Consider the following 15,236-nt stretch of genomic DNA (forward strand, 5'->3'; position numbering starts at 1 on the left):
ATTAAATTGGTGTGGCGAGATCATTTTCCTGGGTCTGCATTGCGTGTCATTTGTTCAAGCACAAAACTTCCTTTCTCTTCATCGGTGTGAAAACTGGTGTTTAAAAAATTGGGAAAGAAAAAAAGTTTGAGAATCACAAACATCACAAACAGCTTAATCAGAATGATTTTCCAAAGTTTTTTTCCCAGGGTCATTCCCCTGAACCCATCCCGATAAAAGTTATAGACAGTGTCGATAACTTTTATTGGGTTATTGTTTTTCATTGTTTTTTTATGCCCCGTGTCCTTTCTTAAGATATAGTTTTTCGAGTTCTACAACCCGAGTAGCAACTTGAAAAGCAATTCTTATGCCACATCCGAAAGGGGTCAATGTAAGAAAATTAACATCGTTTGAAAATAAAATAGCATAAACAATTCAAAGCGTCTTTTCAAGGGAGTTTTACCCGGTCGGATAAAAAAAGGAGAATCGATGCAAAAAGTGAAATAAGAATATAGACTGTCTCTTTTGTATCAAGCGCAGAAATTTGGAACAGAGTTCCGGGACATTTTTGTCCCGGAACCATTGAAACAGATATGTGGCAGCAGGCTTTACCTGTTTGCTTCTTTATTCTTGGAATACATGAATAAATAGACCTTGTGCATGACCCAGGCTTCCACCCCGGATTGGGGGGGGGCTTTATTGTGATTTTATAAACTGACTGGCCAGTATAAAAATAAATTTTTAGGGTATTGTCAATACAAAAATCCCCCCTCCATTCTCAGCTGATAAAAAACCCGAAAAAAGCCAACCGATTCTTCACTTTTGAAAAATCAGAGTTTAGAACGATCATGTGATGATTCTCCGCCCGGATAACATATTTTTTTAGCATCTTGTCCGTTGTTAAAAGGGTCAAAAGTTCCCTGTCCGGTTTTACACGGAAAACAGACATGGCCGGAACCTCTTCCAGGGGATTCATCCGCGCGTAGACTTCCTTAAAAAAATCTTCCCAGATGGCTGGCGGTTTTTTAACAATGTTATCCCTGAAAAATTGTATTTTATTTTCAACATCCTTGTGGGTGTCACACTCTTTTAAAAAAGATTGATAATTGACCATATAGCTTGAACCATTGATTTGTTGGCCCACAGCCTCCAATGCCATTTGCTTTATAGGATTCTGTCCGTATATGGAAAGCATGGTTTTTTGTTCATCAATCTCAATCTTGGCTGATGAAATTGTTATCTCATTGATAAACCGCTTTTTTCGGCCAAGAATATAATTTCCAAACTCGGTCAGCTTTACGTATTTTAATCCGTCATAAATACTGAGCCAGGGTTTCTTGTATTGGCGATAAATCTTATTTTCGGGGGATGAATATCCAAGGGACACCATGCCTAAGGCCCCGAAAAGAAACATCATGGCCTTGACATAGGGAAGCGTGATAACATCATAGATAGAAAGCCTATGTATATGTTGTTTTTCCTGGCCGGCGTAACTAGCAGGACCATCCACTTGGATATAAAGGCTGTTGAATTCATAGGGCTCCAAAAAAGGATTAAAATTAATGCCATCATAAAATGTAGCCCTGGCAAGGTTGTCAGTGGAAACCCACTCTCCTTTAGGAAGTGAGTTTAAAATTTTTTTAAAATTCAGGCGTATCTGTTGTTCGTCACTACTAGGCCCAAGATCGTACATTTGCCGTTTGATATAACCAAAGACACTACGACTACTGTGGGCTGTAAAGTCTTTAAATGAAAAATAATGATTGATTCGATTCTTTATAAAGGCCGGCAGATCTTCCAGGTCTTTTGGTTTAAAGGCAGTGCAATTCAAAAATTCGGCAAGAAGGGTTGTTTTTAAATAAGCTAAGTCCTTGACGCCATTGGTGTAATATTCGTCAATCTTGCAGGCAGTTGCCATCTTTTTCAAGGAGCCCAAAAGGGGGGTGTTGCCGTTTTTATTGAACTTGAGATTTCCCTGGGCAATAAAGCTTAAAATAACAGGTAATTGTCGGAAAATCTCCTGGCTATCTTCATGGACTTTTTCAACCTGGGGCTGGATATCCTGCACCGGATCAAGGCGTCCAAAATCAGGTGCCGGCAATCGTTTTTGGATATGAGCGCTTAAATATCGATTGATACATATAAAATTCATATCACCCTTGTGATAGGACCAGTCCTTGCAAATCTGGAACATAAAATAGGCTGGATCTTTTTTCACAGCCTCCTGCAAAGGCATGGTTGTCTGTTGGTTTAAAACAGCGTCAGACCTATCTTGTTTCATGAGTGAGTCAAGCTTTTGTGCCAGCGTTTTTATTTCGCATTTTTCAAACTCCCACACGAACAGATAAAGCAGCGTTACCACCTGTCTGGGCAATCGTTCAAGAATCGTTTTAAATAAAAGATCATTGTTTATCGCAGCGGCAAGTATCCTGACAAAGGCGTCATTTGTATTTTGTTTAAGTGCTGTCAATGTATCTTTACTATATTGATTTTTATCCAGAAGATCGGGAATATGGCTTAAATAAAGTTCATAAACCATTTCCTGTAAAGGAAAATTACAATGCTGGTTGATGATCATCTCGGTTACGTTATAGGAAGCTTTTGGTTTTTTAGTTCTGTTGGCTCTGATTCTGCCTTCTCTTTTTCTTTCTAAAAAAGCGGTGTGGAAAAAAATATCATTTTGGTCTTTGTTTTCCATACCACAGGCTTCCCGGACCAGAAGATTTTTATCATAGGATAATTTTTCATACAGGGTTTTTGCCCAATTTATTTTTTTTACTTTTTTTGCTATGACAATTTTTGCCACACAGCTTCTTACACTGGGACTGGGGTCGGAAGCCATTCTTTCTATAAATTCAATAACTTCTGCCTGGGTAGGACCTATATCATAGCTCACGTTGACCATGTTTGCCTTTTGCTGCCATGAACCAAATTTTTCGATTCCCAGAATAGTTTTGATTATTTTTTCTTTATCTTTAAAATAAAGGCATGCTTCATGGGCCTTTTGTCGGGCATACCAGGCCAGGGGATGGGCCGTGTCAAATCCCAGGTTTTCAACCAAAAGTTCTGGTGTGGCTTCCATGGTTTGGAAAAAGCTAAAATGGATCAATGCCCTGAGGCGGTCCTCCATTTCACCCAAAGAAGAAAGAGAAAAGGAAAAACGTTCCCAGGTCCATTGGCTTATATCTTTTTGTATAAGCAAGGTTTCCAATTGTTTATGAAAACAAGCCGTGCATGCTTGTTGGTCGGTAATATTTCCGGTAAACAAAGTTGCCATTTTTTTACAGACAGGACATTCCCTTTGAAGGATTTTCCAGGGTTCCATGTCATTAATTTGATCAAGACGTATCATCATTGTTCTCATAGCATTACTCTCCCAGCAATAAATCGATATCAGCTTCCTCCATCTGTTTGATGGAGGCATTGTCACTGGCAATGAGGGAGTCAAATAACTCTTTTTTCTTTTCCTGAAGCTCAAGAATTTTCTCTTCAATGCTGTTCCGGGCAATGAGGCGGTAACTGAATACGGTATTTTTCTGGCCCATCCTGTGGGCTCTGTCAATGGCCTGGTTTTCAGCGGCCAGGTTCCACCAGGGATCAAATAAAAACACATATTCCGCAGCCGTTAGATTCACCCCCAGTCCCCCTGTTTTTAAAGTCATCAACAGGGCCTGGCAGGTATCATCCTCCTGGAACCGTTCCACAACATAGCTTCGGTTACGGGTGGCTCCGGTCATGACCAAATGATCAATTCCAGCAGCTTCCATGTCCTTGGAAACGCATTCCAGGGAATGAAGATAATTAGCAAACACCAGCACTTTGTGTTTGCCGGCCACGGCATCTGCCACATGGTCCATGAGAATTTCTCGTTTGGGAGAGATGATCTTATTCTCGCTCTTGATTTCGGGAATGGAAGCGATCTGGCGAAGCTCTCCCATGGCCTGGAGGATAAAAAGTTTGGATTTTTTCAGCCCCTTGGATTGGATTTCTTCTTTAATGGCTCTTTTGTACATCAGCCGTCTCTGGTTATAAAGACGGGCCTGCTCTTGGGTCATGTCCACATAAAGCGTTTGTTCCATTTTATCTGGAAGATCCTTTAACACTTCGGTTTTAAGCCGTCTCAGCACAAAGGGGTAAATTTTTTTTTTTAATTCTTTTACCACGGCTTTGTTATCCCCTTTCTGGATGGGATTCAGGTAATTTTTTGTAAAATCAGCAGTGGTACCAAACATGGCTGGATTTAAAAACCGAAACAAGGCATAGAGTTCCCCAATGTTGTTTTCAATGGGGGTTCCACTCAGGGCAAGGCGGTGGTCTGCCTGCAAGAGCATAACCGCCTTGGAAGTTTTGGCATTAATATTCTTGATATTCTGGGACTCATCCAGGACAACCATATGAAAGGGTTCTTCTTTTAATTGTTCAATGTCGTTTCTCACCATGGCATAGGTGGTCAAAATAATATGGTGTGTCAGGATTGTTTTGATATCCCGGGTCTGACCATAGTAAAGGGCAAAGGAGAGCTTGGGCGCAAATCGTTTGAGTTCATTTTCCCAATTAAACAAGAGTGTCTTGGGCATGACGATAAGGGTTGGCAGCTTTTGGCCAGGATAGACGGAAGCCAGAAGGGCAATGGTTTGGATGGTCTTTCCAAGCCCCATATCATCGGCAAGACAGCCGCCTAACTTGTGCTTATAGAGATAGGAGGCCCACCGAAACCCTTGTTTCTGGTACCCCCGAAGAGTGGCATTGATGGCAGGCAATCGTTTTTTGGAATTTTTCAATTTGTTAAATCCCAGAAAAATTTGCCGGGATTGGTTAAAGGCCTCTTTGGCAATTTTCTCTCCAATGAGTTCTTCCACCAGGGGAAGGTCAAAAAAAGAGACCTTTACACCGGATTTTTGTTTCTTGAAAATCCGGGCCAGTTTTTCCATGTATTCAGGGTTGATAACAGCGCTGGAACCGTCGCTCAACCGTACATAAGAATCTTTTTGATATTGTTTCAAAACATCATTAATGGTAAATTTTTCCCCGGCAAGGGTGAGGCTCGCATCTCCTTCAAGAAAATCAATGCCGTGGGCAAGGCGCAAATCCAGTTGGGGTTGAACATATTTCACCTTATAGGATTTGAGTTTTTCCGCCCCCATAACCGTGTACCTCGACAGCAGGGAGGAAAGTTCCAGGGTGATAAAGCGCTTTGCCAGATCTGGCTCAATGATGATAAAATTGTCCTGGATAAAAATAGCCTTGTCCTGTTTCAGGGCGCGGGCATGACGCTTTAAGGCCTTGTGGACATCATTAAAGCAAGCAGCAATATCACCGTGGACCAGGGGGCTTAAGGTAATGGTGTTTTCCATCTCATTGACCGATACGAGGCGATCCATTTCAAAATTATCAAAAAAATCAGGAGAAAACCCAGGATAGGTGGCCGATACCCTTAAATGCAGGGATTGATCCTTTGCAACATTTTCAAATATCACGGCAGGCCGGGTTGTTTTAGGATCTCCCTTGATAATAGTGTATCCGGAATAGGCTATCTCAATATTGATGAGGTTAGAAAATAATAAGGTCAGGTATTGTTCCAGAAGATCTAAATTTAAGGTGGTTTCAAACAAAGACAATGAATCAAAGCCTTTACCAAGCGGTTTGACGCAATAGATGGTATGGCCTGAAAGTATGTGGGTCTCTGTCACGGGGACCAAAGATACTATATGTTTTGACTCATGCCACAGCCCCATGTCGGTTTCAAGCCCTTTATCCGTTTGCACAATGGTGAGTCTGACCCGGGCATTTCCTGGGGCGAGTTCTATTTTTTTCCCTTTTTCATCAATAAAATGATCTGAAGAAAAAAGCAGGGAAAGCAGATAATCATTGCCATTGAGATAGAATCGGTTATCGGGTTGTTCTTCCCAGTCAATGGTGAAAGCATCCTGTTCTTTTACCCTGCTTATCTCTTTTAAAATACTTCGCTCAGGGCCGGAATAAAACTCATAGCCCGGGTTTACCTCTTTTCCAGAACCATCAATAATGGCAAGAGATATTCCCTTTTTTGTCGGAGCCATTCTAAAGGCCAGGGTTTCCGGAACCGTAAAATTGCGTATAACCGGACTTGTTTTTCGTAACACCTCAAACAGGGTGTCAATTTTTTGAACCATTTTTATACCCGATATACCCTCAAATTTTTTTTAAAATATTTAAGACAGGATTATACTGTTTTATACCCCATAGATCAATCCTTTGATTGATAAGATAGTGTTGTCAATGATATTGCGTTACACCCTGATTTTTCTGTAATAGGCTGATTATTATAACTTATAATACCATGTTTTCTTAGAGCTGACTATACTGACTGGTCAGTATGTGTTTGGGGCTGGGATGATGATTTAAAACAGGTAGAGATAAAATGAAAGATGCCATTCATCTGCTGAGCTATGACATTGGTACCACCGGTGCTAAAACCTGCCAGATGCAGGCTCTGGTTTTGGTGGATAAGGCTGGCCGAGCCGTCCGGAACCCCATGGGTTATATGGACGGCTGGTCCAAAAGTCTGTGTAACCGTTTTAATGTCAACCCGGATCATTTACCAAGGGTCCAGGAAGCCACGGACAGGTCCGGAGAACTTTGCGCCAGGCGGCAAAGGATCTGGGGCTTACAACGGGAACTCCGGTCTTTGGCGGGGGAGGGGACATCTCGTTGATTCCCATTGGGTCCGGCTGTTTAAATCTCAATGATACCCATATCTATGTGGGACTTCGGGTTGGGTGGTTGCCAATGTTGATCGAAGAATGGTGGATTTGAAAAATTTCACGGCCTCTATTTGTGGTGCGATCTCAGGTCATTACAATTATGTGGCAGAACAGGAAACATCGGGTCTCTGCCTTCAATGGGTCCGGGATCACCTGGCCCTGGATGAGATAGGTGTTTATCTGAGGGGAAACAAGACCCATGATGTTCTGGAAAATAATGATCTCTATGATTTAATGAATGAAAAGGTAGCGCAGATAGCGCCGGGATCAGGGGGGGGGGTATTTTTACTCCCTGGCTCTATGGAAATCGCTCCCCCCGGGAGGATCCCTTTGCCCGGGGCATGTTTTTTAATATTGGGCTGAATACAGGGAAAAGGGCATTAATTCGGTCTGTGCTCGAGGGTATCGCATTCCACAAGCGGTGGATGCTGGAAGCCATTGAAAAAAAAGTGCCCAAACAGGACAGCCTGCGGTTTGTGGGGGGAGGTGCCAAGTCAACAATTCTCTGCCAGATCATGGCCGATATCACCGGTCACAAGATAGAGGTGCCAAAAGACCCCCAGAATGTCGGGGCAGCCGGTGCTGCCATTATCTGCGGGTTGGGACTTGCGGCCATTTCCTCGGTAGAAAACGTCAAGGAGCTGATTTGTATTTCTTCCACCTATACCCCGGACAGCCAAACCCGGGATCAATATAACCGGATGTTTCGGGTGTTTAAACAGCTTTATCTTCAGAACAAAAAATTGTTTTGGGCTCTAAATAACGTTCCTAACCGTTGAGGGGCCGGGATCAGAGAATGTTAAGACGTGGACCCAGAATTTTGTGCCACAAGTCCTGTGGAAAGGATGGTGAAAACCGTTTCACTGATAAGATCAATTGTGTCCTTGTCCGGATTTTCCAGATGATTTGCGCACAGGGTATCAATCATACCCACGGCAGCCAGGGCAGACAGGTGGTGGGGAAGGGGTCGAAGATACCCTTTTTCTTCACCGGTTTTCAAGATATCTTCAATAAAGTGGATGAATTCTTTTCGAACCTCTTTGATTTCCAATCGCACCTGGTCATCAATACTGCAAGACATTTCATTGGCGTAAATCCGGCTCACTTCACTATGGGAGATATAGAGGCGGACAATGCAGGCGACAAGTTTTTTTAGATGGGCCATAAAGGGTAGATCCGACTCAAGTTCTTCTTTGATTTGGGCCATTATTTTGTTCAGTCCCTGGGTGACGGTGGCAGAGAAAAGTTTGGATTTACTGGAAAAATTATAATAGAGGGTGCCTTTGGCAACCTTAGCCCGGACAGCGATCTCATCCATTGTTGCCTGGTGAAACCCTCGTTGGGAAAAAACAATGCCGGCAGCTCCAAGGATTTGGTCTTTTTTTAATTCTTTTTTCATGGGGCAGTTATATTTTACGAACTGAGCCCTGTCAATTAAAAAAACTGACCGGTCAATACAACTCGTCAAATTGACGGGTCCATAAAAAAAGTCAAGGAGCGCAAGGGAAAGTGAAGAAAAAAAATGCTGCTTTTTTTGATGTGGACGGAACCCTGATCTATGGGGAAAGTCAGGCATTGGAAGCCAAATTTATTCTAAAAAATAAAATCCCATCATTGGCATATATGGGGAAAATTTTGCTGACCCTTTTTGCCCAGGAGGAAAAATAATCTGTGGTTCGTGGATTTGCCAGGGAAATGGAAATTGACCTGGACCATAGCTTTGCATACTCGGATCATCACGCAGATATTCCCTTGCTTGAAAGTGTCGGGCACCCGGTTGCCATAAATCCCACAAAACAGCTTGCCGCCTGTGCCAATGAACGGGGGTGGCCCCTGTATCGGTTTTAGTGAGTGGCCAGGGCTTTGGGATACTCAGGATAAAGGGTGTTGAGAAAGGTTTCAACCTCCTGGAACACTTCTTTGGCAATGGGCCCCCGGATAATTCCGTGGAGATGGAAATCAATTTCCCTGTAATGGGAATCCATACGATTGATACGCTGAAAAATTTTTAGCCCGCTTTGCCCATCCACCTTTGGATCATTTTTGCCCTGGATAATCAGGGAGGGAATTTTAAGGGTTGAAAGGGAATCATATACCTTTTTCATGAGGGCCTTTACCTCCACAATGCCTTGTATGGGGCAGTGGTGGTAATTGATCTGGGGATTGTCCGGATGATTTGGTGCATAGCGTTTTGCCAATCGGGCCATGCCCAATTGGATTGCAACTTGATTCCATGCGTGGAGAATTTTTACAAACTTTGTGGAAACCCCTTTGAACTTAAGGGGGGCAGAGATGGATATGACCCCATCAAAGGCAGTGGGGTTTTGGATGGCCTGGTAAAGCGCGAGTCCTGCCCCGGTGGAAAAACCGCCGATCACCATTCGTTTGCAGCAGGTTTTGAGGATATCAATTCCACGATCCACGGATTCTATCCATTCGCCATAATGCCGGGTCGAAAGATCAATTGGAGAGGTGCCGTGTCCGGCAAGCCTTGGCACATGGACGGTATATCCCTTTGAATATAAAAATTGGGCCCATTGCCGAACCTCTTCCGGTGCTGCCATTAAGCCGTGGACCAGAAGAATCCCCGCCTTTGGTGAAGCATTGCGTAAAAGAAAGGGTTCTCCAATATTTTTTGGCTTTGTTTCGCCGTTTAAAAAATGGGCTTGATACTCCCGTTTAAAGCGCTGGCATTCCTGGTCAAGAAGATTTTTGCCGATCACTCCTCTTCCTTCTTTTGTCGGGTTAGGTGCTTTCATTTTTAAACCTGCCGTTGGTGTCTGATGAACTCCTTTAGGCATGGAAACGCTAAGGGTAAGGGTATGCTGATGATTTAAGCGTAGGTAACGATTTCAAAATAGAGCCGATAAATCATGGCATAGTGGAGGACACCACCGATGAGAATCAGGACATGAAACAATTCATGAAAACTAAATATTCCCGGAACAAGCCGGGGTCTTTTAAGGGCATAAATTAGACCGCCCAGAGTAAAGGCAGTCCCACCGGCAAATAATAACACTTCCTGGGATAGGGACATGTTTGAAAGTATTTGTTTCATGGGAAGAAGGACGGACCAGCCCATGATAATGTAGATGAGCACATAAAGGGCCCTGGGTGCCCGGGGAAAAAATAATTGGGAGATGACCCCAAAGCCTACCAGTCCCCACTGGATCCCGATCATGGTCCAGCGCCAATTTCCTTCCAGGCAAAAGTAACAGATGGGGGTGCAGGTTCCGGCGATCATAAAGAAAATAGCCAAACGGTCCATTTTCCGCCAAAAGGAAAGCTCATTTTCTTTCTTTTTAAATCTATGGTAAAGGGAACTGGCAGAAAAAAGGAAGACACAAGATAGTCCGTAAATAATGGCTGTGATCAGCATAGAGGCTGAATGGCTTGCCACCCTTGCCAAATAGATGGTTCCCACAAGGGCTGCAATACCCCCTGCCAGATGGGAATAAAAATTAAAGGATTCCTGCAGTCTGACGCCCATATTTTCTCCTTTCCAGGTCCCCCCTTATGTATCAGACAGGAGGAATGGTTCATAAAATCTATAGCTTACTTATGACTATAAAATAATACTATTTTATAGTCATAAAATACAAGGAAAATTGTAGGATTACATTTGTTTTACATCTATTTGTCTGGATGCCAGGATCATTTTTGATTTTTTGAGGCCCAGGCTCAGGAGAATATTAATAAGGGCAAGGCCGATAAATATCATCATGGCAGGGGTTATCCCCACTAAATTCATAAAAACGATGAACAGGATTCCGGACACCTGGCCCGTGAAAAGGAGCAGGCCCTGGGAGATGGATTCAGGTGCGGGGCGTGTGACTTCTGCACAATATTGAAACCCCACCGGAGCCCCTGCCCCCAGAAGAAAGAAACCCAGTATAAAGGCAAAAACAAAAAACACCACCCAGCGGTATGGATATACGTGAATTTTCTCTTCCAGCATCGGTTTTTCTCCTTTTTGCAGTTTAGAAATGAGTGAATTGCAAAACTGACCGGTCAGTCTGGAACATTATATTTAAGATTCAGCGATGTCAACAAGAATAGTTATTCCTCGGCATCGGAGTCTTCTCTCGTCTGCCTCGGTCTTATTTTGATAAATAGCAGTGTTGTTTATTCAAATCAAAATTTGCCTGGGATAACCCTGTCGGTTTTTTTAATGTTCTGTCTTTTTTCCCTGCATCAATTCGAGCAGCTCCGATACAGATAATTTGCCCGCAGTCTCGCTACCGGCCAGAAGGCTTTCAGCAAGATCCCTTTTTTCCTTGTGAAGATCGACGATCCGCTCTTCTATGGAATCTTTAACCACCAGGCGGTAAACCGTTACCGGACGGGTTTGGCCGATGCGATGGGCCCGATCCGAAGCCTGGTCTTCCACTGCCGGGTTCCACCAGGGATCCATGTGGATCACATAATTTGCAGCCGTGAGATTCAGCCCGGTTCCGCCGGCCTTGAGGCTGATGAGGAAAAAGTCCCCCTCCCCATTTTGAAACGCATCGATCCTCTGTATGCGTTTTTTTGCCGAAGTGGAACCGTCCAGATATTGGTAGCTGATGTTTTCTTCGTCCAAGGCCCTGCGTAAAATGGACAGATGACCCACAAACTGGCTGAATACCAGCGCCTTGTGCCGGCTATCCCGCAATCCTTTTATGGTATCCATGAATACTTTTAATTTTGAGCTTTCAATATTGGCATCGGGCAATACCAGGGAAGGGTTGCAGCACAGCTGGCGCAATCTGGTTAATTCCGCCAGTATCTGGAAATGTTTTTGTGCCGGGGCATTCTCATCTGTTTGATGAATTTTTTCAATGGATTTAAGGCGTTGGGCTTCATAGAGGATGGCTTCGTCACGGCTCATTTCCACCTGGAGGGTAATTTCGGTTTTTTCCGGCAGCTCTTTGAGAACTTCTGTTTTACGGCGGCGGAGGATAAAGGGGCGAATCAGTTTTCTGAGGCGGTGGGATGCCTCCTTGTCCTGATTCCCTTCAATGGGAATAACAAACATCTGTTTGAACCGGTAATAGCTTCCCAAAAGCCCTGGATTCAAAAAATTGAAAAGTGTCCACAACTCGTCCAATCGGTTTTCCACAGGGGTTCCCGTGGTGATTAAACGAAATTTTGCCTTTAATGCCATGGCGGCTTTTGACCGCTTGGTTTTCCTGTTTTTAATGGCCTGGGCTTCATCCAAAACAACGATCTGCCAATCAATCGTTGAAAGTTTTTTTGCATCGATCGTGAGAAGACCGTAACTGCAGATAACAAGATCATAGGGGGCCAGCTCGTCCAGCATTTGCTGTCGGTTTTTGCCGCCAAAGAGAAGGGGATTGAGGGTTGGGGTAAAATTTTGGCATTCTTCCTTCCAATTGTTCATGACCGACAACGGTGCCACCACAAGTGTCGGGCCTTTGGACCCATTGACAAGAATGGACGCCAGGGATTGCACTGTTTTCCCAAGGCCCATATCATCTGCCAGGCATCCCCCGACATTCCAGTGGGCAAGCTTGCACAGCCAGTTAAAACCTGTGATCTGGTAATCTCTGAGTCTGGCCTGGAGCGTGTCGGGAATTTTGGGCTCAATGGTTTCCTTTAGGCTTTTGCAATGGGATTTCCAGGCAAGGTCGGTTTCCAGTGCTCCCGCCTGATCCGTGAGTTCTTCCATGGCCGTTGCCGCCAGGGGCGAAAACAGCAATCCGTCTTCATGGGGGGTTGAATAGGCGTTTAATTCCTCCAGCCGGGATTTTAATCCCCTGGTAATGGCTAAAAACGTACCGTCATCCAGGGTGACAAAACGGCCGGTTGAGGATTCCAGAAGATCCATCAGCCGGTGCAGATCAACCGTGGTATCATCCTCCAGCAAAAGTTTCCCCGTGGCCTTGAACCAGTTTCTTTCTTTTTTCAGGGTCAGGGAAAAATCGGAAAAAGAGGCGCTGGATCTCAGTTGAATTTTTTGCCCCCGGGGCCACTTTAATATTGGTTTTGCCTCACAGGTTTTTAATTCCAGGAGCAGCTCAAGGGCTTGTTCCGGTTCTTCCACCACCCATTCTCCGCCCACAGCTTCCATCTGCTCCAGGGTTGGACAGGCATCAAGGATGATTCGCTCATTCTTTTTTTCCAGGGCAAGATCACGAATAACCCTGGCTTTTTTACCTTCAAGATCTGACAGAACATGGCATCCTCCCTCTCCCGGCCTGAAATATGATCCAGCCCGCCCAAAGGGCCTGACCCGTATTTCCATTTTAATCCCTTCATGCCAGGGGATCAGGTGTACATGGGGGGTTGGATCAGCCGCCATTGGCACAAGGAGTTGCATCCCTTCCGCTTCTATGTCTGAATTAACGGTGAGAAATGCTGAAACAGCCGCAATTGCCTGGCCGACCCGCTTTTTCTCTTTTTTGGGTATGATCAAGCCCCCTTCCCCGACAAGGCGGGAAATGTTGATATGCTCTGTGGAAAAACACACTACCTTAAACCGGGTGGCGGTTTCCCTTAAAAGTGTGACAAAGGTCCTCTGGTCAACCGGCCTGGGTTCCATGCTGATATAAAGCTTTTCGTCAACGTCTCGCAACCGGACTTCCGGGGCCCCGCTGACAAATTCAATGGGGGTATTCAACTCGTTTTCAAGAAAAATCAATGGGTGGTTCACAAGGGCAGGCAATGCTTTTTCCAGATCTAAACAAAACCCTGTATCCTTATAATATCCAAATGAGTCATGGCGGATCTCTTTCACAATGGCGGTGCAAACACTATGATCTTGAGGGGTGAGCCAATCCAGCCTGAGGTAAGTGTCCCCGAGGGTTGACAAGGGGATGGGTTTTCCCTTTGTCCATCTGCCGGTTTTGTTTATTTTCTGGATACGGGGGGTAAGTTGGCAACTTCGGTCGTTTTTATTATATCTCAGTTGCCAGATCAGTCGTTGCTTGGCCCTGTCGTCAAGCCCATAGGCATCATTTTCCCCATGTTCTCCCATGCGAATCATTGATATGAGAGCCTTTTCCCAACCGGAAACAGGGCTGAACAGGTTGACAATGGTTTTTGTTCCCATTGCTTCATGGAGGGTTTGTGCTTTGGCTATGTTGACACTCGTCTCTCTTCCCAACCGGGCAAGCAATGCACAGATTTCAGCCGTCAGCCAGTCGTAACGGCAATCCATTGTCATTTCCCGAATTTTTTCCAGCAGGTAGACATACGGTTTTGCTCTGGTTTCCTGGAGCCAGCTCAAAATTAAAATTGCAAAAAAAGCAATCCTTGGGTTTCTCATGGAGATGAGAGTTTCCGGAAAAATAAAGGGTTCGAAATCTTTCCCAACTTGTGCATAAAACAAAGGCAACATGGCCTTTGAGAGTATCTCCATGGACAAATTATTAGACTCACGGTCGTCTAAATCAAGAATACAGCGGATTCCCCACTGAAGATCTTCTGCTTCTTCACTTCCCAGCAGGGCAAGCAGTAAAAAAAAGAAATTATCTCCCTTTGGAGAATATTTTTGTTCCGCCATGATTGCCAGGGCTTGTTTGAAAAGAATCAATGCGGCCCCGTTGTTTCCACAAATCAATGCTGATTTCCCCTGCTGGAAAAGGTGGTGCGAGTCTGTATCCTTAAATTCGGATAACAATTTTTTGTGCAGGTTCAGCTGGCCTATCATAAAATAATGATCCAGTACCCGGTATTCTTTGTCTGATCCGGGGAATTGGGATAAAAGAGATTCTCCTAGAACCATGATTTCCGGAGCAGGGATCATTTTATGTTGTGCGTCATCTAACATATATCCCAACACCTTCCACCTGATGGACAAGTTTACCCTCTCCATCAGTTTGGGAAGGAAAGGGTGGTTGAAAAGCGATAGAAAGGGGGGGGGATTTTCCCTCCAAAATTTTTTGATTTTTTTCCCGGAACGGTAGACAAGGTCCAGATCGGCAAATTGTTCGTCGGTGAATACAGCAATCAGGACGGCCCTGTGAAATTCTTTTATGGTATTAAAGGTATAACGTTTTTCTTGGGCAGGTTTAAACAGGGGGACAGTGGCTAAAACCGCTGGTGCAATTACCTTGAACCTGTCTTCGGTCACCAGGTGCTCAATGGTTTCTAACCATAAACCGTCCTGGCAGGTGATACCGTTTTCATCGTGGATAATAGAACCGTTTTGAGCAAGATCGGTTAAAAACGGACGGATGGTTTTGTATGAAAGCAGCTTATTTTTTTTATCCTTGTATCCCAGACGATTCATGCAGTCAATCAGGTCTGTTTGTCTGAGTTCAGAAACTTGTACCGCAAGGATCTCAATGATGACCTCTATTTCTTTTTTGGGCGTTTGGTTTTCTATTATATCTTTAGAATTACCTGCTTCCATTGTTTTTTTGATCCTTTGAGTCTTATTTTTAAAAGCTGTATACCATCAGGAATAGATGGGTTTGACAAAGAGAGTTCAGGCATAAGCGTAATTATCACAGATCAGGCTTCTTCATGAATCAATTATCAATAAAATATGTGTGAAAATGACAATGA

General features: G+C 44.2%; 13 protein-coding genes. 5 read left to right on the forward strand and 8 right to left on the reverse strand.

What is annotated here, in order from left to right; translation table 11 throughout:
* Positions 1-20: 20 nt before the first annotated feature.
* The 3 genes from ACZ45G_RS07760 to ACZ45G_RS07770 form a co-directional block, all read right to left on the reverse strand.
* The gene (locus ACZ45G_RS07760; protein WP_464176692.1) at positions 21-263 is read right to left on the reverse strand and encodes a DUF4492 domain-containing protein; all 243 of its coding nucleotides are present in this window, start codon (positions 261-263) and stop codon (positions 21-23) included.
* A 494-nt stretch (positions 264-757) separates the two neighbouring features.
* Positions 758-3,343: a hypothetical protein gene (locus ACZ45G_RS07765; protein WP_464176694.1), complete on the reverse strand. Its 2,586-nt coding sequence runs from the start codon at positions 3,341-3,343 to the stop codon at positions 758-760.
* A 4-nt stretch (positions 3,344-3,347) separates the two neighbouring features.
* Positions 3,348-6,131, reverse strand: coding sequence for a DEAD/DEAH box helicase (locus ACZ45G_RS07770; protein WP_464176696.1), 2,784 nt, complete (start codon positions 6,129-6,131; stop codon positions 3,348-3,350).
* 248 nt (positions 6,132-6,379) lie between these two features.
* On the opposite strand from ACZ45G_RS07770, the gene ACZ45G_RS07775 reads away from it, so the two are divergent.
* The 3 genes from ACZ45G_RS07775 (at position 6,380) to ACZ45G_RS07785 (ending at position 7,501) form a co-directional block, all read left to right on the forward strand.
* Positions 6,380-6,673 carry a hypothetical protein gene (locus ACZ45G_RS07775; protein ID WP_464176698.1) on the forward strand — a complete coding sequence of 98 codons (294 nt, stop codon included), beginning with the start codon at positions 6,380-6,382 and terminating at the stop codon, positions 6,671-6,673.
* Positions 6,674-6,737: 64 nt separating this feature from the next.
* Positions 6,738-7,085 (forward strand): hypothetical protein, encoded by a 348-nt coding sequence (locus ACZ45G_RS07780; RefSeq protein ID WP_464176700.1) that lies wholly within the window; start codon positions 6,738-6,740, stop codon positions 7,083-7,085.
* Positions 7,004-7,501 (forward strand): FGGY-family carbohydrate kinase, encoded by a 498-nt coding sequence (locus ACZ45G_RS07785; protein WP_464179897.1) that lies wholly within the window; start codon positions 7,004-7,006, stop codon positions 7,499-7,501. The genes ACZ45G_RS07780 and ACZ45G_RS07785 overlap by 82 nt, the downstream gene beginning before the upstream one ends.
* A 20-nt stretch (positions 7,502-7,521) precedes the next feature.
* On the opposite strand, the gene ACZ45G_RS07790 is transcribed toward ACZ45G_RS07785, so the two are convergent.
* A complete protein-coding gene (locus ACZ45G_RS07790; protein WP_464176702.1) occupies positions 7,522-8,190 on the reverse strand; it encodes a TetR/AcrR family transcriptional regulator in 669 nt (222 codons plus the stop codon).
* Between the two features lie 41 nt (positions 8,191-8,231).
* Between ACZ45G_RS07790 and ACZ45G_RS07795 the strand changes: the two genes are divergently transcribed.
* Positions 8,232-8,390: a hypothetical protein gene (locus ACZ45G_RS07795; RefSeq protein WP_464176704.1), complete on the forward strand. Its 159-nt coding sequence runs from the start codon at positions 8,232-8,234 to the stop codon at positions 8,388-8,390.
* 3 nt (positions 8,391-8,393) lie between these two features.
* Entirely contained in the window at positions 8,394-8,570 is a 177-nt protein-coding gene (locus tag ACZ45G_RS07800; protein WP_464176706.1) for an HAD family hydrolase, read from the forward strand.
* Here ACZ45G_RS07800 and ACZ45G_RS07805 read toward each other — a convergent pair.
* From ACZ45G_RS07805 to ACZ45G_RS07820, 4 genes are all read right to left on the reverse strand, one after another.
* Positions 8,567-9,481, reverse strand: a complete 915-nt coding sequence (locus ACZ45G_RS07805) for an alpha/beta hydrolase (protein ID WP_464176708.1) — start codon at positions 9,479-9,481, stop codon at positions 8,567-8,569. The two genes, ACZ45G_RS07800 and ACZ45G_RS07805, sit on opposite strands and share 4 nt — an antisense overlap.
* 74 nt (positions 9,482-9,555) lie before the next feature.
* A complete protein-coding gene (trhA, locus tag ACZ45G_RS07810) occupies positions 9,556-10,212 on the reverse strand; it encodes a PAQR family membrane homeostasis protein TrhA (protein ID WP_464176710.1) in 657 nt (218 codons plus the stop codon).
* Between the two features lie 126 nt (positions 10,213-10,338).
* Entirely contained in the window at positions 10,339-10,680 is a 342-nt protein-coding gene (locus ACZ45G_RS07815) for a hypothetical protein (RefSeq protein ID WP_464176712.1), read from the reverse strand.
* Between the two features lie 210 nt (positions 10,681-10,890).
* Positions 10,891-15,081, reverse strand: coding sequence for a DEAD/DEAH box helicase (locus ACZ45G_RS07820; protein WP_464176714.1), 4,191 nt, complete (start codon positions 15,079-15,081; stop codon positions 10,891-10,893).
* Between the last annotated feature and the right edge of the window lie 155 nt (positions 15,082-15,236).

The organism is Desulfoconvexum algidum, assembly GCF_055382125.1.